Below are 19,723 nucleotides of genomic sequence, written 5' to 3'. Positions count from 1 at the left end.
GACTGAGCGTCTTTAAATTTTATTCCTGGCTCATTAATGCCAGTGAAAGGGCCGCGATATCGCCTATATTTTCACCCAGCCCTGCCGGAACTATGCGGCAGGCCTCTACAGATTCGGCATAGGCTTCCTGTTTAATAACCTCCATCATTACCGGTTCAAGCAATTGCCGGGCACGCCCGTAAATACTGCCCAGTATTATCATTTCGGGGTTTAAAACATCTATAAGCATAGCCAGCCCCCGGCCTAAATAATGAGCACATATCCTGTAAACTTCTATTGCCAGCTCATCGCCCTGCAACGCGGCTTCGGCTATTGTTTTTGCAGAAATGTTGGGCAGGTCATTTATGGTTCTGCAAAAACTCACCGTTTCGCCAACCTGTAGTTTTTCGCGGGCTTTTATCTGGCCCAACTGGGCAATACCGCCGCCACTGCAATACCCCTCAAAAGACCCAGCCTTACCAAAACCAACCGGCCCCATTTCTGAAAGGCGGATATGCCCCACTTCGCCGGCAAGATCCGACGGGCCCGAATACAGCTTTCCATTAAGTATCAAACCTGCACCCATCCCTGTGCCAAAGGTTAAAAATATCAGGTTATCAATACCCTTACCTGCTCCATATTTCCACTCGGCAACTGCGCAGGCGTTAGCATCATTTTGCAGCAGGGTTTTAACTTTAAAACGTTCCTCGGCCATTTTTACGATGGGAATTTTATCCCAGCCAATTAAATTTGGCGGGGATAAAATCAGTCCTTTTTTACTGCTCAGGGGGCCACCACAGCTTATGCCAATGCCCTGGAGTTCGGCTGCTGTTAGGTGATGCTCCTGCAATAAATTTTCTGCTGTGGAAAATAACAGCTCAATCATTTCATAAACCGGCTTATCTGTTGCAACAACCCGTTTATCTGCAATCACAATTTCATCATTAACCACGCTACCTATTACCACCGCGCATTTGGTGCCACCAATATCAAATCCTAACAACATATATTTTAATCTTCTTTAAGGGGACTAATTGTGATTGACTTAAAATTCACCTGGCCGTGCTTGGCATAAAACCAAACAAAACTTCCGTTTTGTTCATAAGTACGGTTAACAATAGTGCGCCGGTGATCAACATCTACATCAATAATTCCATCTTTGATCACCACATCAACTTTGATAGGTTTATTCAGGCCATCAACCCCTTCTATAGCGGTATTGCCAAGTTTTACTATTTTATTAGCTGCCGAAAAATTGAGCCTGTAACCACCATCGGCCCTCGCACCCGAGCGCAAATACAGGCCAAATTCCTCGTTTAAACCTACAGGTTCAATTTCCATGGTAATGCGGCAATTGGCCGGCACGTTTTCAACATGTGCAGAGCCTACGCCTCCCGGCGAATTAATACTAACGCTATGGCTATCCGGTGATGATGATTGCAGATCATTAACAATTTTAATATTTAAAGCTTCAGCTGTTTCGGGGATCATTTCTGCCGGAAAGCTGGTTGTCAAAGTACCATCTGATTCCTGACCAACCTCCCTGAACAAAGAGTTTCCGCCGAAGATCTCTCCATTATTATCCTTACCCTCAAAACGGTTAGGCACCCAGGCTGCTGCTATGCGCCTGCCATTCTTAAATTCGGCTGTTTTAACCACGTTTGACCAATCTTCATTTAAAGCCTGGTAACGCGGAGCCTCCCACGGACCATAAGGCTTGCGTGATTTTACGTATGATGTATTGCTGTTGTCGCTATAAACCAGGTAATACCAGCCTTTCCAGAAAAAGTAATCCGGGCATTCAGGTGTAGATGGCTGACCGGTTAGTATCGGTTCGTGAACAGTCCAGTTTTTGAGGTCTTTTGAAGATAAATGCACCAACGCGCCGCCATTGTTTTTCATCACGGTGTTTTCCTGCCAGCTGGATACAAACAAATGAAACTCACCTGTTTTTTCATCTACAAAAACTTTCGGATCCCTGAAATCACGCTTGCTGTAGCCCGGTGCCGATGTATAAAAGGGATTGGGCTTTTGCTTTTCAAAGTTTACACCATCATTACTTATGGCATAACTTAACTGCTCGTTAACCTTACCATCATTAAGTAAGCGGGTTGCATAAAAGGCATAGTACTTTCCTTTATAAAACACTACAGAGCCTGTACAGATAGATTTTTCCCAGGGCTCATCAATTTTGAGCACCAGCGGAAATTGTTGCCAGGTTTTAAGATCGCTTGATTTACTGAGTGCCCACTGGTGGCCACCCAAACCATTTAAGCTTTTATGATGGGCCGAATCAAGCAACCAGTAATAGTAATAAACGCCATCCTTAGAAAAAGGGATACAGTCGCCAACAAAGAGGTTTCCCTTTGGCTTAAAGTACTGCATACTTTTGGTAGCTTGTATAGTGGGATCATATTTAACACCCAATTGCGCCTGCGCGTACCACGCCATGAAGGCAAATGCACAGGTAAATAGTAGTTTTTTCATTTGATATGTTTAGATTAAATGTCTTTGGGACTATCCCCGTTACGCCAGTGGCTTTCAATAGCCTCCAGCGATTTTCCTTTGGTTTCGGGTATATAATAGTATCCCCAAACCGCGCCAATAACACAAATTACCGCATAGCTCCAAAAGGTATAATCGATACCGAGCGCGTTAACCAGTTTTAAAAAGGTGAATGCGATAACCGCGTTAAATCCCCAATGGGCCAGCGAACCGATACTCATGCCCACACCACGTACACTAAGCGGAAACACTTCAGAGATGAGCAACCAACCCAAAGGCGCCAGACTAATAGCTATAAAAATAATGTAGCACACAATACTTATTACGGCAAATACCGGCAAGCTTGCTCCTAAAGCTTCCTTGAAATGAAAACAGGCACCCAGTAATGCCAGCGAAGGGATCATGCCGAAAATGCCTATGAAGTAAAGTTTACGCCTGCCTACCTTATCTAACATAAATACAGAAAGTAAACAAGCCAGCACATTTACCCCACCAATAATAATGGCCGGGATAATGCTTGCTGTATTACTAACTATACCTGCTATTTTGAAAATAATTGGCGAATAATAAATGATGGTATTCACTCCCGAAAATTGCTGAAAGAAGAAGATCCCTACAGTAATGATAAGCGGAGCCCTGAGCCATGGTTTCAGTATTTCGCCTGATGATACTTTAGCTTTGAATGATAAGGTGATCTCATCTTCCAACTCGGCAATGGTTTTATCAACCAGGTCGGCATCCTCCAGTTTCAATAAAATTTTCTTGCCCTCATCCCACCTGTTTTTGCTCATAAGCCACCGTGGTGTTTCGGGTAAAAAGAACATTCCAAACAGCAGGATAGCCGCCGGTACAAAGCCTACCAGGAACATCCACCGCCAGCTTTCATTATTATTATCATTTGATAACCAGTAATCTGTAATATAGGATAGCAGAATACCCAGGGTTATCATGAGCTGGTTTAGTGTAACCAATGCCCCCCTTACCCGTGCCGGTGATATTTCTGAAATATACATAGGCACAACGTATGAAGTAATACCAATGGCAAAACCAATGATCACGCGCATAATGATCAGTACGGTAACACTGGGCGCATAAGCACAACCGAGTGCACCAACAGTAAAAATTATCGCGTTGATGATGATCATCCTTTTCCTGCCAATAATATCAGACAGCTTGCCGCTGGTTACCGCGCCTGCCACCGCGCCAATGAGCACTGTGGTAGTGATCCATTCAATACTGGCATCACTAAGCTGCCAGTATTGTTTCAGAAAAGGTAGTGCACCGGAAATAACCCCGGTATCAAAACCGAATAAAAGACCACCGGTTGCTGCAATAACCGCGATAAGAAGGACATTGGATTTTAATTTCATATAATTTAGTGTTTGGTTTAGAATCCTGGATTTTGCTTATATAATCCCTTGCTATAATTGATCTGATTGAGCGGGATAGGTAAATACTCATCACGGCCCTTGGTAAATTTAGCAGTTTTCAGATAAGTTCGCTTGGTTGACTCAGAAGCAAAATAACTATTCAGGTAAGTATCCGCAATTCCCCATCTAACGAGATCAAAAAAGCGGTTACCTTCCATAGCAAATTCCAAACGGCGCTCCCTGCGCATAGCCTGACGGGCAAAATCCTGTGTCCAAACACAATTAACACCGGGCTGATAGGTACCTACTTTATAGTTGGATATAAATGACCCATCAACCTGTTTTAAACGTGCGGTACTGTTGCCGGCCCTTTGCCTAACCATGTTGATCAGCGGCAAGGCTTCTAACGGGCGGTTTAGCTCTATCAGCGCCTCGGCTTTCCAAAGTAGTACATCCGCAAACCTGATCAGTTCCCAGTTTTTTGAGCTCGACATAAACGGCGGGATTTTCTGAAACGAAGGATCATTTGCAGCCGCGTCATCTTTCATACTGGTGAAAAATCCGTAAATAGCAGGTGCACGCGCCCAGGAAGTTTGGTAAACAAAAGTAGGCACATATTTAAACGGATGGCCCGGAATACCAACAGTATGATCAAGCCTTGGGTCAAACGTCTGGTTTAAAAAATCGCTTACTTTAGTAGCATCCACATCATTATACCCGGTAAACATCGGCAAGCCATTCGCATCTGTTTTAAAGTTATTCACCAGATCCTGGCTTGGTATATGCTGCCAGCAGCAGCCATATTCAGGGTTCATAGAATAGGTAAGCGAATGCCCCATATCTATCCGGCCAAACTGGGTGCCATCATTTTTAGAATATTGAATCGCAAAAACCGATTCGGGACCATTTTCTGTTGCTGCCAAAAAGTTATCCCCAAAATCGCCAGCTAAAGCATAACCGCTTAAGTTGATCACACTATCGCACAGGGTTACTACCTGATTAAGCTTGGTTTGATCAATCCCGGTAACATTATGATTATCATCTTGCGTGTAAGCCTGGTAAAGCAATGCTTTGGCAAGATAGGCCAACGCAGTATACTTGTTAGGCCTTCCTTTGTCTGATTGTGTTGCCGGTAAGGTATTGGCAGCAAACCTGAAATCGTCGGTTATTTTGGCCCAAAGCTGATCGCTGGTTAGCTCAACATTTGATTTTTTGCTGTACTCATCAGTAGGCAGGTTTTCATCAATATAGGGTATACGGTTCCATAAAATTTTACCCATAAAGTAATAGTTACCACGCAAAAAACGCATTTCGCCCTGCCTTGGTGTTTTCTGCGGATAATCGGCCGCGTTGATGTTATTAACACGGAGCAGTGCATTATTAACACGGGCAATACCGTTGTATATCTGTGCCCACATCTGATCGGTTAGGCTGTTGGTATTTTGATTGGTTACAAAAGTTTCATAATCGTTCCACTCACTGTTATCGCCTACGCCATCTCCACCTTTGTAGGCATCACCGCTGCGCATACTACCCCAGGGCCATAGGCTGTTGGATGTATGCAGATTTTCGTTTCCGAGCGACGAATAGGCCGCCACCACCATTTTTTCTACGTTAACAGGGGTATTGAGCTGATCGCTCGCCAACACACCCTGCGGCTGCTCGTTAAGTGATTTTTTACAGGATGCCAACGTTCCCAGTAAAAAAGCTATGTATAATAGATATTTTTTCATTTCCTTAATTTTTGAGATTCTACTAAAATGACAGGTCTAAACCGATGGTTGTAATAGCCGGAATAGGGTATGCGCCGCTTGGGTTTTCAGGATCTGTTGCGGTGTATGATTTACTTTTAACCGTGAACAGATTATTTGCCTGGATAAACACCCTTGCCCGCTGAACTTTAATACTGCTTAAAGCATTCCGCAGATTATAGCCGATCTGTATGTTACGGAGTTTTAAGTACGATCCATTTTCGAGATAGTAAGTAGATGTTCTGTTCTCGTTGTTCCTGTCAACCAGTGTCAGCGCCGGAATGTTAGATGACGTATTAGTAGGTGACCATGCATTCAGCGTACGTGTTCCCCAGTTTGTTCCCGGCCAGATAGATGAAAAATCGGTATAGGTTTTATATGTGTTGTACACCTGAATACCCTGCACTCCCTGGAAAAAGAGCGACATGTCAAAATCTTTATATGACAGGTTGAAGTTTAACCCATAGGTAAAATCAGGGTTACCATTTGAGATGTAAGTCCGGTCATTATCATCAATTTTGTTATCGCCATTCAGATCCTTGTACCGGATACGACCCAAGCCTTTTCCCGGCTGGGCAGGCGAGGCATCTACCTGGGCCTGGCTTGTGAACAGACCATCAGCAACATAACCAAAAATAGAATTGATAGAGTGCCCTACAATGGTTTGTGTGCTTCCGTTACCCGGATAGGCCGTTAACACCTCCGATGGCAAAAAGGTAACCTTGTTTCTGAAAGTGGCGATATTGGCGCTTATTGAAAAGTTAAGGTCCTTGCTGATCTGCCCGTCATAGTTTAATAAAGCTTCAAAACCTTTGTTCTGCATACTGGCACCGTTGAAGGTTGTGGTACCCCCTTCGCCAATAACAGCCAGGTAGCCTGGGGTAATTAATATGTTAGATGTTTTTTTAATAAAATAATCAACCGAGCCGGTTATCTTCTGACCAAATAATCCAAAGTCGATACCAAAGTTTGATTCTTTAGTTCCTTCCCATTTTAATGAGTTGTTACCTTCCTGTATCTTCACAAAACCTGATGGAAGCGTACCTGTTCCGGCACCGGTTATGTCGTAAGCAGTTCCCCTGTCGGCTGTAAATGTAGGATCGGTACCATAAATAGCAGAGTACAATGCATATGTGGCATAGTTACCCGCTGTTTGATTCCCGGTTTCGCCATAGCCATAACGCAGTTTCAGATCGGATATAAAAGAGAGTTTTTTAACAAATGATTCTTCGCTCAAACGCCAGCCCAATGATGCTGATGGAAATGTACCATACCTGTTATTTTGCCCAAACCTTGATGAACCATCTCGCCTGACTGTAACCGAGGCGATGTACTTATTATCATAAGTGTAATTGGCCTTTCCGAAATAAGAAAGCAAAGAATAAGCGCCACCATTACCACCATTCAAAATATTGGTTGAACCGGCATCAAGATAGGCATAGTTAATATCCTCCACCGCATAACCCTGCCTGCTGCCAAAAAAGTTCTGGTTCATGTAGTGGATAGACTCCTGACCGGCAAGAAAATTGAACTTGCTTTTTTTGAGATCAAGATCATAGGTCAACTGGTTTTGCCAGATGAGGTTGCCATCAAAATTCTGTGAGTTTGCGGTAAGATTTGAAGGATCGACAAGAAAACCTGAAACGTATGATTTTCTTAATGTTCTTTCATAAAGACCATCATAATCAACACCAAATGTGGTTTTAAAATGCAGGCCTTGTATAATGGCAAGATCGGCAAAAGCGTTTCCGGTTATCCTTCCGAAATAACTTTGATTTTGTTTGTTATCCTGAATCAAACGAACAGGATTTTGCCTGTCGGTCATTCCCGCGGCCGGACCACCCCATCCACCTGTAACGGTATATACCGGCACAATTGGGTTTTGAACAAGAGCCCCAAACAGAACGCCGTTCACATCAATCAGCCTGTCGTTAATAAAACTTGTGTTTAGGTTTTCCCCAACTTTTAATCGGCCATTAAAAAAACTGTAATCTGTGTTTAATCTTAATGTTACCTTTTTGGTGTGAGTTTCCTTAACAATACCCTTGTTATCATAATAGCTTACAGAAAAAAAGCTGTTGTTTTTTTCGCCGCCATTACTAAAGGCCACGTTATAGTTCTGTAATAACGAGGTTTGGCCAATTTCATCAAACCAGTTGGTATTGGCCGGTTTCATGGTTTTAGCACCATCAATAAACTCGGGTAAAATAACACTGTTAAGTACCGGACTGGTAAAATCCTTGTTCCAGTCAAACTGATAGATCTGGTTATTATTAGGATCGGTGCCATCATTAACAGAGGCTTTAAAATAGGCCTCGCCATGCTGTTGCGTATTCAGCATAGATAGTTTGGAGTTGTAATACTGCAATGAGGTTGAGGCATTAACATCAATACGGTTAATACCTTTTTTACCCTTCTTGGTGGTAACGATAATTACCCCGTTTGCCGCCCTTGAACCATAAATAGTGGCCGATGATGCATCCTTCAATACCTGCATCGATTCAATATCGGCCTGGTTAATTTCCTCAAGCCCCCTTGTGGTTGGCACTCCATCAATTACATAAAGCGGATCATTATTATTTAATGTACCTACACCGCGGATACGAACGGTAGCACCTCCTTCAGGAGAACCGTTAGTGGTGATCAATACACCGGGAATCCTGCCCTGCAGTGCCTTTGTGGCGTTTCCCTGCGGAATGTCTTTAATATCCGTCATCTTCACCACAGAAACCGCACCAGTCAGATCAGCCTTTTTTTGGCTCTGGTAACCGGTTACTACCACCTCATTCAAATTCCCTGATAAATACTCCATTACAATAGTTATTGGGTTTTGCACATCTTTTACTACATAAGTATAAGCCTGCATACCCACGTATGAAAAATTAATCTGGGAGTTTAAAGCCGCGTTTATACTGAATTTCCCATTAACATCAGTAATAACCGTGGCCTGACCCGACTTTACGGTAACGCCTACCAGCGGCTTACCTAAGTCTTTGTCGGTGACCGTTCCGGTCACCGTTTTCTGTTGGGCAAAAACGCCTGTACAGAAAAAAAACAACATGATTGTTAAAATTTGCTTCATAAAAAAAAGTTTAATATTGGGTTTCATAATTTGTTCAGGAGGAGATATAGCTAAGGCGGATTCCACCTTAATCGATTAAAGTAACTTATCATTCGTTTGCTCATCGGTTTATCCGTTAGTTTATTGGTGAAAAATCTATAATTGTCTACCTTAATCGATTAAGGCAATTGATAAAAAATTATTCTCTGCAGGATTTACCCGCTATAAAATCGGTTTGAAAATATAATTGCTTGTGTGTCTTCTGTTTATTAATCAGATCAACCAATATATCTACCGCTGCCTCTCCCATTTTTTCCAGGGGTTGCCGCGAATGACTCACCGGGCAATAAAACAGATCAAAAGCATCCGCTTCATCAAAACTCAGCACAGAAATATCCTTAGGTATACGAATACCATAATCATTAAACTGCTTGAGCCCCGCAATTGAAAGCCTGTCGGTAGCAAACAGTACGGCATCGCAAGGATTCAGCCTGTCAAGTATCTGCCTGGTAGCCAATTCCATATCCTCTTTCAGGTGCTGCGGACGCAAATGCCTCATCCACTCCGGATTAGCTTCCAGGTGATGATCTTTTAATGCATCCCGGTATCCCCGGTCACGTTCGCGAAGATGGAAAAGCGAGGTTTCAAGATTAACAAAGCTGATTTTTTTATGCCCTGTTTTAACCAGGTATGAAATGGCATCGTATGATGCCTTATAATTATCAAGTGCTACATAGTTGGTATCTATGTTTGGAAAATAGCGATCGACCAGTACAAAAGGTGTCCCTGATTGTTGTAAAAGCACAATTTGCTCTTCTGAGTCCTCGCCCGGCACTAAAATAAGTCCATCTACCTGCCTGTTTATGAGCACATTGGTAAGCTGTGTGAATTTTTCCGCATCCTCATCGCTGCTTCCGTAGATAACCGTAAAATTCCGGCGTTTTGCCTCAGCCTCAATGGATCGTGTTATCCCGGTACTGAATCGATAATTGATATCGGCAACCACCAGACCTATAGTGTGTGTTTTTTGAGTTCGCAGGCTTTTAGCTACCTGATTGGGCTGATAATTTAATGCAATAGCAGCCTGTTTTATTTTTTCCGCATTTTCTTTACTTACCTGCTTCTCTTCCGCCTGGCCATTCAGCACATACGAAACCAGCGCCGTGGATACACCAACGTACTGAGCGATATCTTTGAGCACCACTTTTTTCACGGAAATAAAGGTATTATAATTTGGTTAAATTGGAATTGTAATCCAAATGTAATACTTTAAACGATTAAAGCAAATGATTTTTGTAAAATGTGAAATAATTCGAGAAAATTATCTTGGATATACGCAGGTCAATCCGTTTAAATAGGGTTTATTTCATAAAGTGATCTTCTTGAGCACTTCAACAGCAAATTCTACCTCTTTTTCATTTATTGAGGCAAATCCAAACCGAATAGCATCATATGTTAAATTTTCTCCTTTATGATAGGCGGCCCCGGTAAGCTGCAAGCCTAAAGCAGAAGCTTTATGAATAATGTTTCGGAGCTGATAGTTTTCATGAAACTTTAGCCAAAGCGCCATTCCTCCTTGCGGTTTCTTAAATTCTACCAGATGACTAAGCTCGCTGCCGATAAGATTTGAAGCGTAATTGCATCTCTGGTTATACAATTTATTGGCCTTCATGATAAACCTTGAAAATTCACCGCTTTGCATAAGTGATGCTATAATCTCTTCCATCAATGCATCGCCTCTTAAATCTATCAGGATTTTTAATTTAATGGCACTATGCAAAAAATCAGGGGTTGATATCATATAGCCAAGCCTGAAATTAGGACCAAGCACTTTAGTAAGCGAGCCTATATAGATCACGTTGCCGTTATGCACGCCGCTGGCCAATGGTAAGTATGGGCTATGCTGATATTGAAAATCGTAGTCATAATCATCCTCTATAACACTTAACTGGTAAGTCTTTATAAGCTCCAGCAGCTTTGTACGGCGCGTTGAGCTTAGCGTAACCGTAGTTGGGTGATGGTGATGTGGAATAATATATAACAGTTTTATTTGATTGTTGATCAGTGCATCTTCTATAGCATCAACATCAGCACCTTCACCATCTACCGGAATAGTGATCAGCTGCGCGCCCAATTGCCTGAAAATAGCATCAGCCAAAAAATAACTGGGCGTGGTGACTAAAACCTTATCGCCGGGCTTTATTATTAATGAAGCTGCTATATAGATGGCCATTTGGGCGCCCCGGGTTACCATCAGGTTTTCCGGCTCTATGTTCAGTCCGCGGGTATCGTTCAAAAATAAAGATAAGGCCTCCTTAAAGATCTGGCTGCCATCAACACTCCAGCTTGTAGAAGCTTTTTTTAATGCCTGGTGTGTAAGCAGCCGCCTGTATTCGTTAGAAACCCTATCAACCGGGAATATATTTACATCAGGGAAACCGTCGTTTACAATAACCTTAAAATCGGTGGTTATCTTGGTTAATGAAGGCACATGCTCCAGCTTATCAAATAAAACCGCTGACTTAGCTTTATAGCTTGACCTCGACTTACTGGCATAAGTGCGCGGCTTTACTATTGGTAAAAGAGTTGATACCCGATATTCTTTCCTTTCCTTGCTTATGATCCAATCTTCGGTAATAAGATCATTATAAGCAGCCATTATTGTTTTCCGGTGCAGGCCCAAGTCTGTCGCAAGCAGGCGCGTGCTGGGCAGCTGCATATCGGGCATTAATATTCCCTTTTGAATTAATAGCACAAGTTGCGAAGCAATTTGCTTAAACACTGCCTCGGGGCTGTTCTTGTCTATTTTTAATAAGGTTTTAAAGGGAAGCATAATTAAACAAAGTAAGATTTATCACAGAAACATCAAATTGTGCTGGTCCCTCTGAATGCGAAAAGCTGGTACCCAAAGCGGTGAACATACATATTTAAGTTTGTACACTCAAAGATATCACAATCAAAAAGATTTAATCAATAACTGTGATACCCGTTGGGCAACAAAGCATAGCCTTTGTTCAAACTAAACAAGTTAACAAAATGAAAAATTTATTGATCATTAACGCAAGCCCAAGAGGCGAGCGCTCAACCAGCAGGAACCTTACCAATTTGTTTGGTACTAAATGGATAGAAAGCAACCCCGATTATACCATTCAGCACCGTGAAGTTGGACAGGAAGCCATACCCCATGTATCTGAATTATGGATAGCAGGCGCATTTAAACCTGCTGAGTTAAGAACCGAGGAGGAAGTAAATGCACTAAAGATAAGCGATCAGCTAATTGCCGAGCTAAAAGCCGCTGATGTAATTGTATTGGGAACCCCAATGTACAATTGGTCTATACCAAGCGCTTTAAAGGCTTATCTTGACCAGGTAATAAGAGCTAACGAAACTATTGCTATTAGTAATGCTGATCCGAAAAATCCGTATACCGGTTTATTAAAGAATAAGAAAGTTTATCTGCTATTAACAAGAGGTAACGCGGGCTATGAAAAAGGTGAGTTTTATGCACACATGAATTTTCAAACGGATTACCTCAAAACGGTTTTCAATATCATGGGTATTACCGATATTCAAGAAGTAGCACTTAACGGAAGCGCGTTTGACCAGGAGTTGTTTGAGCAATCAAAAAAAGATGTTCATTTTAATATAGCCGAAATGGCTGCAAACACAGAGCGCAAATCTTAAAAGATTTGCGCTCTGTGTTTATTATAAATCGCTATCGATACCCTTAAATATTGATAGCGATACAAATCAATTGATCGGCTTGGCAAAATGATTGCATGCCAGATGAAAGCCTTTATTAAGGTATAGGCGGTGTGCGGTATGCAGCGCATAACCACTATCAAGATGAATGCTCTTTATCCCTTCATTTGCCGCCTCACCGGCAACATAATCTAACAGTGCACCGGCATAACCCAGTCCCCTGAATTCTGAAAATGTAAACAGGTCATCAACGTAGATCATAGGGCCGGTACGTAGCATATTGATGGTTCGGTAACCTATAAACGCACCAGCTTTGGTATTATCGGCATTGGGGATATAAACCAATTCAAATCCTTCCTGGTTTATCATTTGAAAAACCTGGTCAACTACCGTTTTCGGATCTAAATTCCCGCGAAATTCCAGGATTGCTTCTTTACAAATCTCAATATCAGCTTTAGTTTTTGCTTTTCTGAATTCCATAAATTATTCTTACTACTTACAACAAAATTTAATTACAAACTCCTGCCCTGGATATAGCCGTCAATACTCCATTTGTAATGATCAATGCCCGAAAGCACCAAAGCACCACCCGTAAAAACAAAAACCGGGTAGCCAAACGGAGCGCCGATGCTTAAAAAAATGGCCATGCATATACCAAATACCATTGTCAGGATACCTGCGCCCAAGGCAATTTCTTTAATTCTGAAACCTATGATTAGACATATACCAAATACGGCTTCGGCAATTGTAGCAAACAAACCCATCAGGTTGGCAATTGACCGACCGGCAAACGGAACCAGGGTGTTGGTATAGTCAATAAAGTGTTGCCAATCGCCCCATGTAACTCCTGCTGAACCATGAGGCCCCATTAAACCAAGCCTATCCATTACAGGTAATAAAAACCCAACCCCGAGAGCTAATCTTAAAATAAGCTGGGCTATTCCAGATGCGTTTTTCATTTGTTTTTTATTTTAAAATCAAAGATAAAGCCTCCCGGTTAAAGTATCAGGTACCAGTTATTAGATTTTGGAGGGGCCAGAAGGAAAGTTTTTTTTGTAAGAAGATTGCTTATGCAAAAGCGATTAATAAGCCTATTTCCTGGTAGGAAGAAAAGCCTGAACCTCTTAGTAAAATCCTCTTGTCCGTTCTGCTAAAAGCTGTAGGTTTATTAGTTGTTTTGGAAGAAACGTGATTTAAAATACCTGCAGTGTTAAAAACAAAACAACGCATCGTTAAAATTCAACCTATAAAAAGCATTACTTTTATATTTTATTTAAACCTGAATGAACACAGTCATAAAGAAACGGATCACATCCATTGATTTTCTTAGGGGCACCATCATGATCATTATGGCGCTTGACCATGTAAGGGATTACTTATACTCAGGCTCGTTTCTTTATGATCCGCTTGATCTCAGCAAAACAAGCGGCATATTATTTTTCACCAGGTGGATCACCCATTTCTGTGCTCCTATATTTATGCTCCTGGCCGGAACATCGGCATACCTTATCGGGCAAAAGAAAAACAAAAAAGAATTATCCATATTTCTGGTAAAAAGAGGGATTTGGCTGGTATTTCTGGAGCTGGTAGTTGTTAATTTTGGGTGGAATTTCAATATAACCTTCCCCATGCTTCTATTTATTACCATATGGGCACTGGGCACCAGCATGATCATACTGGCAGCATTTATTCATCTTCCCAAAAAACTTATCCTTGTTATTTGTATCACCATTATTGCCGGCCATAACTTATTAGATAATGTACACGTGGCAGGTAATTCTTTGCCTGCTTTTGGCTGGTCGCTGATTCATGATCAGCAGTTTTTTATGTGGCATAAGGAAATGCTTTTAGTAGGTTACCCCATTGTTCCATTAATGGCTATTATGCCTTTGGGCTATTGCCTGGGTTCCTGGTATGCTGCTGATTACGACGAGCATAAAAGACAAAGAAACCTATTGTTATTAGGCAGTTTCACCATTGCGGCATTCATTATTCTGCGCTATACCAACCTTTATGGCGACCCTGTAAAGTGGACTGTGCAAAAGGATGCATTTTTCACCTTTTTATCATTTATAAAGGTAAATAAATACCCGCCATCCCTACTCTATGTTTTGCTTACTCTGGGCGGAGCTTTTTTATTCCTCTCATTAACCGAAAAATTAAAAGGTGGTGTGGTAAAAGTAGTTTCGGTATATGGCAGGGTTCCTATGTTTTATTATCTCATCCACATTTATATTATACATTTAGTAGCAGTTGTTTCTTCTGCGTTTTTACCCGGTCAAAACTGGAAACTATGGTTCCTGACAAAACCCATCTGGTTCACTACCGATCTGAAAGGTTATGGCTTTTCATTGCCAGTGGCTTACCTCATCTGGATAGTGATAGTAGCAGGCCTGTATCCGCTATGTAAACGATACGATGCCTATAAGCAATCTAACAATAAAACAAAATGGTGGCTGAGTTATTTGTAGCAAGAGTTAAACCTCTATAGGGCATTACCAAAAAAAGAGCCGTCACTTTTATAGCGACGGCTCTTTTTTGTTTACAACAAATCTTGTTATTTACGATCTGATAAAAGCCAAAAGATCTTTGTTGATGGTTTCAGCCTCAGTAGCCGGCATTCCATGAGGGAAGCCTGGATAAGAGATTAATTTTCCGTTTTTCAAAAGCTTTACCGCCTTTTCTCCTGCGATATGGAAAGGAACTATCTGGTCGTCTTCACCATGCAAAACTAACACCGGAAAATCTACACTTTTAAGGTCTTCAGTAAAATCAGTTTCTGAAAAAGCCTTGATACCATCGTGATGCGCTTTTACTCCGCCCATCATTCCCTGGCGCCACCAATTATCTCTGATTCCCTGCGATATTTTCGCGCCTTCACGATTATATCCGTAGAAAGGAATTGTAAAGTCCTGAAAATATTGCGCCCTGTTAAATGCTGTACCCTGACGTATCTCATCAAATATAGCCATAGGAACACCATCCGGATTGCTATCAGACTGTACCATGATCGGGGTAACCGCACTGATGAGCACAACCTTGGCCACACGGCCTTTTCCAAAATTCGCGGCGTAATGAATAGCTTCACCTCCACCTGTTGAGTGGCCGATATGCACAGCATCCTTCAGATCAAGCGCCTCAGTTATCGCGGCAACATCAGATGCATAGGTATCCATATCATGTCCGCCAGAGGTTTGGGTAGACCTGCCATGCCCGCGGCGGTCATGAGCTATAACCCGAAATCCTTCTTTCAGGAAAAACATCAGCTGTGCATCCCAATCATCGCCAGATAGGGGCCAACCGTGATGAAAGAAAAGAGGCTGTCCTGTTCCCCAATCCTTGTAATAAATTTCGGTTCCGTCTTTTACTGTAATCTTACTCATTGTTGTTTTGATTATGGTGATGTAATAAAATGCTGGGAAAATGCCTTTGGTCGCAATACAGTAATGTGTTATTCTTTTATGCTGTTACAAACAAATATGGGATGTGGTCACATACCAAATACCGCACAAATCAAGGTGGGAACCAAAGCCGGGCTGAAAAACCTAAAATTAATAAATAAAAGCCGGTTAGCAGGTTCAAAAATCATCAAAAATTGATCAAATATTTGTCAAAATCAGCCATATTCATTGCCTGTAAATTAAATAAATCCCAACCTCATTTTTGGCTACAACAACAGCAGATTAGGCTAAGCGTGTTTAGTCATTACTGCAGACCTTTACTTTATCAAAAAGAAACAATTATGAAAATTATAATAACAGGCTCGTTGGGGCATATCAGCAAACCGCTTACTGCTACCTTAGTGCAAAGCGGGCATATAGTTACGGTTATCAGCAGCAATCCCGAAAAACAAAAAGAGATTGAAGCCTTGGGTGCCACCGCCGCGATTGGTTCATTGCAAGACGCAGAATTTATCACAACAACATTTACCGGGGCAGATGCAGTTTATACCATGGTGCCGCCTGCCAATTACTTTGATCATGGTCTTGATCTTGTTGGCTATTATCATCAGTTGGGCCGTAACTATGCTGCCGCAATTGAAAAAACAGGAATAAAACAAGTTGTAAACTTAAGCACCTTTGGCGCTGATCTGGAAAAAGGATCGGGCATATTACTGGGTGCCCACGGTGTGGAGGGCATTCTGAATAGATTGCCGGCAGATATAGCCATCACCCACATGCGTCCTACTTCCTTTTACTACAACCTGTATGCTTATACTGCTATGATTAAATCGCAGAGCGTTATAGCAGCCAATTACGGAGCTGATGATGTAATTCCGTGGGTATCACCCATTGATATTGCAGCTGCCATTGCCGAAGAAATTACCACACCATCCACCGGCCGGAAAGTACGCTATGTTGCCAGCGAGGAACTGACCTGCAACCAAACAGCCACTATACTGGGAGCAGCCATCGGAAAGCCCGATTTAAAATGGACAATTATTACTGATGATCAAATGCGCGATGGTTTGGTAGCTGCCGGTATGCACCCTGGTATTGCCGCCGGAATGGCAGAAATGTACGGTAGCCTGCATAACGGTGTATTAGCGACAGATTATTATCGTCACAAACCGGAAATGGGCAAAGTAAAGCTAACCGATTTTGCAAAAGAATTTGCAACTGCATATAACGCAAAATAAGTATATTAGGATATGGCCGGCACACAACCACACCGCATTAAAAGTATTAGCGAGTTTCATCAGTTCAGGGCTTTACCCAAGCCCGAACATCCGTTGATAAGCGTAATCAACTTTGAAAACATTAAAAAGCTGCGCGATGACGAGCCCAAAAGCATCACCCTCGATTTTTATTCCATTTCGTTAAAAAGGAATATCAACGCCAAGATGAAATATGGCCAGCAACAATACGATTTTGATGAGGGTATTATGTTTTTTATTTCGCCCGGCCAGGTATTTTCAATTGAGGGTGGTCGCGAATTAAAACATTCGGGATGGTGCCTGCTTATCCATCCCGATTTTTTATGGAACACAGCACTGGCTCAAAAAGTAAAGCAGTACGAATATTTTAGCTATGCGGTACATGAGGCCTTGTTCCTGTCAGACAAAGAAGAAACAACTCTTATCAACATTTTGCAGAATATTGAGCAAGAGTACCGCTCCAACATCGACAAGTTTAGCCAGGATGTTATTATTGCCCAGCTTGATCTGCTGTTAACCTATGCCGAAAGGTTTTATCAGCGACAATTCATCACCCGTAAAATAACCAACCACCAAATCCTTGATCGCCTGGAAACGCTGCTCAACGATTATTTTAACAGCGATGATCTCATAAAACAGGGATTACCTACGGTAGCGTACGTTTCCGACACATTAAATATTTCGCCCGGATATTTGAGTGGCTTATTAAAAACATTAACAGGTAAAAGCACCCAGCAACATATTCACGACAGCCTTATTGCCAAGGCAAAAGAGAAACTATCTACAACAGGCTTATCAGTAAGTGAAATAGCTTACGAATTAGGCTTTGAACATCCGCAATCATTCAGCAAGCTGTTTAAAACAAAAACCAAGGTTTCTCCATTAGAGTTCAGGCAATCGTTTAAATGATAACTTTTGGAATTTATATGTTCAAATAATTCAGTTATTGGTCATTACCATAATTATTACATAAGTATTCTTTTAAAAGATTTACCTTTAATAAAATTCAGACAAAAAAACTAATGGATTTTATTACCTATCAGCAATTATTCGAGGGCATTTTAACTAATCCAAACCCTCCGGCGCCTTATGATAATCCTGCATATGTGCATTACACCGAGTTAAATTGGTCGCGCCAGCAACGATGGTTTAAAACAGGCATCCTTAACACCGAGTTGATGGATTTTGTTGAAAACATCAGAAAAGAGCAAACATGGACAATTATTACCGAGCCATGGTGCGGCGATGCAGCCCATACTTTACCCTTTGTACAAAGAATTGCCGAACTAAATCCACTCATTAAAGTTGATTATCAGCTAAGGGATTCGCCCCCCTTTCTTATTGAACAATATCTCACCAACGGAACCAAATCTATCCCTAAACTCATCATTACGGATGTTGAGAGCAACCACCAGGCTGTATGGGGTTCGCGCCCGGCAGAGTGTCAGTTATTATATTACCAGATGCTTAAAGATAACGTAGAGATGGATCAACGAAAAATAGCTTTACAGCAATGGTACAATAATGACAAAGGGAAAAGCTTTCAATTAGAGTTGCTTACGCTTTTAACCAATCTGTGATCATAAACAAATTTGATAAATAACAAAAAGCCTTCAGCATATACTGAAGGCTTTTTGCTATTTATCGTTACTCGCCGCTTATCATTTACTTAAAAAGAAATCAAGCAGATCCTTTTGTACCTGCGGAGTATTTTCCTGAACAATCCAATGCCCCGAACCTTTAATTATAGATTCTTTCACATTGACAGCTACCAACCTGCAATGGGCAGCCAGATATGATCCAGCAAAATGTTCAGACCCCATGGCCAATAAAGGCATTTTAAGCTTATTTTTCATTAACTCCTTATTATCCGCGGCATCTTTCTCAAAAGCTCCAAACCAGTGGAAAGCTCCGGTTGTTGCACCAGGTTCCGAATAAGCCCTTATAAATTCATTTTTCTCTGCAGTAGTAAATGGATTCTTCACGTAACCCACTACAGGCCAAAAGTTAGTTAAAAATAACCCTGCCCTGCCATTAACAAGATCGCCTGAATGAGGGAAAGCAAAAAAACCAAACCACCAGGCCTGCGCTTTAGTCTGAGTCCATACCGGTTCAACCCCTGGAATCAAGGCATCCAGCAAGGCTACCTTTTTTACATCGCTGCCATATTGCGCGGCGTAGGCATAAGCAACCATCAAACCTATATCATGACCAACAAGGTTGATATTTTTGTAGCCTAAAGATTTCATAAGTTCATGCATATCATGAGCTAACGCTTTTTTATCATAACCACTTGCAGGTTTATCAGATTCGCCAACTCCCGGCATATCAGGCGCAATAACAGTAAAGTGCTTTGACAATTCGGGCAGTATACGATTCCACATATACCAGTTTTGACCAAAACCATGGATCAAAAGTAAAGGCTCGCCTTTGCCACCCGATACGTAATGAATATTTATGCCATTAACTTTAGCCATATGATGCATAAAGTTGGCAGGCGGATCTGCGGGTTTTACCGCAGCCTGTACGTGACCAGCAATGATAAAACCCAAAGCCATAAACAGGCAAATGATTTTTAGAAGCAATTTTTTCATGAATTTATAGATTTAAGTTATTGATTTACAGCTAATAAATATAAGCTATAAATGTTAATATGTATGTACATTAATCATTATTTACTACACTTTTAATAGCAATC

Annotated in this window: 16 protein-coding genes; 5 read left to right on the top strand and 11 right to left on the bottom strand. The window is 41.6% G+C overall.

The window, feature by feature from the left end; all coding sequences use genetic code 11:
• Window positions 1-19: 19 nt before the first annotated feature.
• From QWZ01_RS25350 to QWZ01_RS25320, 7 genes are all read right to left on the bottom strand, one after another.
• Window positions 20-985, bottom strand: coding sequence for an ROK family protein (locus QWZ01_RS25350; RefSeq protein ID WP_290328488.1), 966 nt, complete (start codon window positions 983-985; stop codon window positions 20-22).
• 5 nt (window positions 986-990) lie between these two features.
• The gene (locus QWZ01_RS25345) at window positions 991-2,466 is read right to left on the bottom strand and encodes a family 43 glycosylhydrolase (protein WP_290328485.1); all 1,476 of its coding nucleotides are present in this window, start codon (window positions 2,464-2,466) and stop codon (window positions 991-993) included.
• A gap of 14 nt (window positions 2,467-2,480) precedes the next feature.
• Window positions 2,481-3,878 carry a sugar porter family MFS transporter gene (locus QWZ01_RS25340; protein ID WP_290328749.1) on the bottom strand — a complete coding sequence of 466 codons (1,398 nt, stop codon included), beginning with the start codon at window positions 3,876-3,878 and terminating at the stop codon, window positions 2,481-2,483.
• Window positions 3,872-5,587 (bottom strand): RagB/SusD family nutrient uptake outer membrane protein, encoded by a 1,716-nt coding sequence (locus tag QWZ01_RS25335; protein ID WP_290328483.1) that lies wholly within the window; start codon window positions 5,585-5,587, stop codon window positions 3,872-3,874. The genes QWZ01_RS25340 and QWZ01_RS25335 overlap by 7 nt, the downstream gene beginning before the upstream one ends.
• 22 nt (window positions 5,588-5,609) lie before the next feature.
• Window positions 5,610-8,687 (bottom strand): SusC/RagA family TonB-linked outer membrane protein, encoded by a 3,078-nt coding sequence (locus QWZ01_RS25330; protein ID WP_290328481.1) that lies wholly within the window; start codon window positions 8,685-8,687, stop codon window positions 5,610-5,612.
• Between the two features lie 178 nt (window positions 8,688-8,865).
• On the bottom strand, window positions 8,866-9,879 hold the full coding sequence (locus QWZ01_RS25325) for a LacI family DNA-binding transcriptional regulator (protein ID WP_290328479.1): 1,014 nt from the start codon (window positions 9,877-9,879) through the stop codon (window positions 8,866-8,868).
• A 153-nt stretch (window positions 9,880-10,032) separates the two neighbouring features.
• A complete protein-coding gene (locus QWZ01_RS25320) occupies window positions 10,033-11,499 on the bottom strand; it encodes an aminotransferase-like domain-containing protein (protein WP_290328477.1) in 1,467 nt (488 codons plus the stop codon).
• Window positions 11,500-11,702: 203 nt separating this feature from the next.
• Here QWZ01_RS25320 and QWZ01_RS25315 point away from each other — a divergent pair, with 203 nt between their 5' ends.
• The gene (locus QWZ01_RS25315) at window positions 11,703-12,350 is read left to right on the top strand and encodes an FMN-dependent NADH-azoreductase (RefSeq protein ID WP_290328475.1); all 648 of its coding nucleotides are present in this window, start codon (window positions 11,703-11,705) and stop codon (window positions 12,348-12,350) included.
• A gap of 66 nt (window positions 12,351-12,416) precedes the next feature.
• Here QWZ01_RS25315 and QWZ01_RS25310 read toward each other — a convergent pair whose 3' ends face one another.
• Both QWZ01_RS25310 and QWZ01_RS25305 read right to left on the bottom strand, forming a co-directional pair.
• Window positions 12,417-12,848, bottom strand: coding sequence for a GNAT family N-acetyltransferase (locus QWZ01_RS25310; RefSeq protein WP_290328474.1), 432 nt, complete (start codon window positions 12,846-12,848; stop codon window positions 12,417-12,419).
• 32 nt (window positions 12,849-12,880) lie between these two features.
• Window positions 12,881-13,327: a hypothetical protein gene (locus tag QWZ01_RS25305; RefSeq protein WP_290328472.1), complete on the bottom strand. Its 447-nt coding sequence runs from the start codon at window positions 13,325-13,327 to the stop codon at window positions 12,881-12,883.
• 324 nt (window positions 13,328-13,651) lie between these two features.
• Between QWZ01_RS25305 and QWZ01_RS25300 the strand changes: the two genes are divergently transcribed.
• Window positions 13,652-14,839 carry an acetyltransferase domain-containing protein gene (locus tag QWZ01_RS25300; RefSeq protein ID WP_290328469.1) on the top strand — a complete coding sequence of 396 codons (1,188 nt, stop codon included), beginning with the start codon at window positions 13,652-13,654 and terminating at the stop codon, window positions 14,837-14,839.
• Window positions 14,840-14,929: 90 nt separating this feature from the next.
• Here the strand turns inward: QWZ01_RS25300 and QWZ01_RS25295 are convergent, their stop codons facing one another.
• A complete protein-coding gene (locus QWZ01_RS25295; protein ID WP_290328468.1) occupies window positions 14,930-15,751 on the bottom strand; it encodes an alpha/beta fold hydrolase in 822 nt (273 codons plus the stop codon).
• A 359-nt stretch (window positions 15,752-16,110) separates the two neighbouring features.
• Here QWZ01_RS25295 and QWZ01_RS25290 point away from each other — a divergent pair, with 359 nt between their 5' ends.
• The 3 genes from QWZ01_RS25290 (at window position 16,111) to QWZ01_RS25280 (ending at window position 18,605) form a co-directional block, all read left to right on the top strand.
• Entirely contained in the window at window positions 16,111-17,007 is an 897-nt protein-coding gene (locus QWZ01_RS25290; protein WP_290328467.1) for an NmrA family NAD(P)-binding protein, read from the top strand.
• Window positions 17,008-17,019: 12 nt separating this feature from the next.
• Window positions 17,020-17,934 carry a helix-turn-helix domain-containing protein gene (locus QWZ01_RS25285; RefSeq protein WP_290328465.1) on the top strand — a complete coding sequence of 305 codons (915 nt, stop codon included), beginning with the start codon at window positions 17,020-17,022 and terminating at the stop codon, window positions 17,932-17,934.
• Between the two features lie 113 nt (window positions 17,935-18,047).
• Window positions 18,048-18,605, top strand: coding sequence for a thioredoxin family protein (locus QWZ01_RS25280; protein WP_290328463.1), 558 nt, complete (start codon window positions 18,048-18,050; stop codon window positions 18,603-18,605).
• Between the two features lie 81 nt (window positions 18,606-18,686).
• On the opposite strand, the gene QWZ01_RS25275 is transcribed toward QWZ01_RS25280, so the two are convergent.
• Window positions 18,687-19,619, bottom strand: a complete 933-nt coding sequence (locus QWZ01_RS25275) for an alpha/beta fold hydrolase (RefSeq protein ID WP_290328461.1) — start codon at window positions 19,617-19,619, stop codon at window positions 18,687-18,689.
• Between the last annotated feature and the right edge of the window lie 104 nt (window positions 19,620-19,723).

The organism is Mucilaginibacter aquaedulcis (assembly GCF_030409325.1).
GTDB classification, from domain to species: domain Bacteria; phylum Bacteroidota; class Bacteroidia; order Sphingobacteriales; family Sphingobacteriaceae; genus Mucilaginibacter; species Mucilaginibacter aquaedulcis.
The sequence above is the reverse complement of the archived record's forward strand: the minus strand, read 5'-3'. Positions and strand labels throughout refer to the sequence as shown.

What these genes read in the sequence shown, in the direction of transcription:
- QWZ01_RS25350 (WP_290328488.1), bottom strand. Translation starts at nt 985, where the DNA reads ATGTTGTTAGGATTTGATATTGGTGGCACCAAATGCGCGGTGGTAATA.
- QWZ01_RS25345 (WP_290328485.1), bottom strand. Translation starts at nt 2,466, where the DNA reads ATGAAAAAACTACTATTTACCTGTGCATTTGCCTTCATGGCGTGGTAC.
- QWZ01_RS25335 (WP_290328483.1), bottom strand. Translation starts at nt 5,587, where the DNA reads ATGAAAAAATATCTATTATACATAGCTTTTTTACTGGGAACGTTGGCA.
- QWZ01_RS25330 (WP_290328481.1), bottom strand. Translation starts at nt 8,687, where the DNA reads ATGAAGCAAATTTTAACAATCATGTTGTTTTTTTTCTGTACAGGCGTT.
- QWZ01_RS25320 (WP_290328477.1), bottom strand. Translation starts at nt 11,499, where the DNA reads ATGCTTCCCTTTAAAACCTTATTAAAAATAGACAAGAACAGCCCCGAG.
- QWZ01_RS25315 (WP_290328475.1), top strand. Translation starts at nt 11,703, where the DNA reads ATGAAAAATTTATTGATCATTAACGCAAGCCCAAGAGGCGAGCGCTCA.
- QWZ01_RS25310 (WP_290328474.1), bottom strand. Translation starts at nt 12,848, where the DNA reads ATGGAATTCAGAAAAGCAAAAACTAAAGCTGATATTGAGATTTGTAAA.
- QWZ01_RS25305 (WP_290328472.1), bottom strand. Translation starts at nt 13,327, where the DNA reads ATGAAAAACGCATCTGGAATAGCCCAGCTTATTTTAAGATTAGCTCTC.
- QWZ01_RS25300 (WP_290328469.1), top strand. Translation starts at nt 13,652, where the DNA reads ATGAACACAGTCATAAAGAAACGGATCACATCCATTGATTTTCTTAGG.
- QWZ01_RS25295 (WP_290328468.1), bottom strand. Translation starts at nt 15,751, where the DNA reads ATGAGTAAGATTACAGTAAAAGACGGAACCGAAATTTATTACAAGGAT.
- QWZ01_RS25290 (WP_290328467.1), top strand. Translation starts at nt 16,111, where the DNA reads ATGAAAATTATAATAACAGGCTCGTTGGGGCATATCAGCAAACCGCTT.
- QWZ01_RS25285 (WP_290328465.1), top strand. Translation starts at nt 17,020, where the DNA reads ATGGCCGGCACACAACCACACCGCATTAAAAGTATTAGCGAGTTTCAT.
- QWZ01_RS25280 (WP_290328463.1), top strand. Translation starts at nt 18,048, where the DNA reads ATGGATTTTATTACCTATCAGCAATTATTCGAGGGCATTTTAACTAAT.
- QWZ01_RS25275 (WP_290328461.1), bottom strand. Translation starts at nt 19,619, where the DNA reads ATGAAAAAATTGCTTCTAAAAATCATTTGCCTGTTTATGGCTTTGGGT.